This is a genomic window from Pseudoalteromonas sp. Isolate6 (genome assembly GCF_022398435.1).
GTDB lineage: Bacteria > Pseudomonadota > Gammaproteobacteria > Enterobacterales > Alteromonadaceae > Pseudoalteromonas > Pseudoalteromonas galatheae.
Map to the genome: position 1 here is coordinate 1 of NZ_JAKEVK010000378.1, position 1,184 is coordinate 1,184.

The 1,184-nt window shown below is 35.6% G+C and carries 2 protein-coding genes; both read right to left on the reverse strand.

The genetic code is table 11. The features are described from left to right. The coding region (locus L1D50_RS23010; RefSeq protein ID WP_239966934.1) for a hypothetical protein at positions 1-361 on the reverse strand (361 nt) is incomplete at its 3' end. A gap of 81 nt (positions 362-442) precedes the next feature. Then, a partial coding sequence (locus L1D50_RS23015) for a hypothetical protein (protein ID WP_239966935.1) occupies positions 443-1,184 on the reverse strand: 742 nt, incomplete at its 5' end.

Here is a 1,184-nt window from a genome sequence, read left to right on the forward strand (position 1 = left end):
GCTGTCTTTCTGATTGGTTTGAGACATTTTTCCAGACTTTGTCAAATGCTTCCATGTTTAAACCATTACTATATCCACAAAACCTAATAAAGAACTCATAGAACCGCTCTAAAGAAGAAGCAAATGAGGAAACGGCTTCTCTACTATAACCATCTTTAATTGCGTTAAGAGCAAGGTCGAATAAAACTTCAAATTTTGCACCCTTGAAGATCACAGCAAATTCATGTCCCTTTGGACATTTAACTGGGTGAACTCCACTATCAACTAATTGTTGCTGTTCAATAGTAAATACTATTGACTGCATTCCTGACAGAGTAAATGCTTCATTCATGCAATATGGGCAGTTTTTACCAACTTTCAAGTATCGCTCCCAATCTGAACTGGCTTATAACGCCTGTGTATGAGGATTTTAATAAAAGTTTTGGAGCGCAGCGACATTTTATTAAAATTCCTGCATGACACACTTGTTAGCTTTCTCTTGCGCTATTGAACTTTTAAACCCCTTTAAATAAAGCTCAATATATTCGCAATTACCTCTTGAAACTAGTTTAGGCATGACACGCGAGATATGCTCAAAGGATTCAAGTATCGTTCTTTTTGAAGATGTTAATGTATACTCCCTCTCTTGCCACTTTTGAATGTCTGCTCCAGAAGCTGCAAGTAGGAAAATAGTCCGAAGCACAAAATCTTGCTCGGGTTCTTTTGGCTCGAAAGACAGCATGAACGCTATGGGGAACCAAGCCATAAAGTAACAAATATTCTGAAAGTCATTACTTTGCTCTCCAGCATGAGCTAAAGCATGGCGAGCATCCTTTAAGCCATTGAGATACTTTTCAATATTAACCTTAATTAGCTCTCTCTTTTTCATCACATTTTCTACAAAAAAGTTTTTAATTTCTTCATTTTCAACCTTATTTGATTCAATGAACTTCAAAGCATCATCTAAGAATTTTTCTGTAATTTGAGGTAGCTTCCACTCTAACTTTTTAGTTAATTTTTCTATTGCGATTCTTGCAAATAGAACTCGATCAACAAAGTCACTATCTGTATATAGATTTCTAGTCTTGTTAAAAATAGAAATTATCATGAGATCATCGTCACTGAGTGGCAAAGACTTAATTAAATGGAAATACTTTAGGTCATGTTTTGTTAATAGTGCACGACCGAAACCACCACTTAAGGCT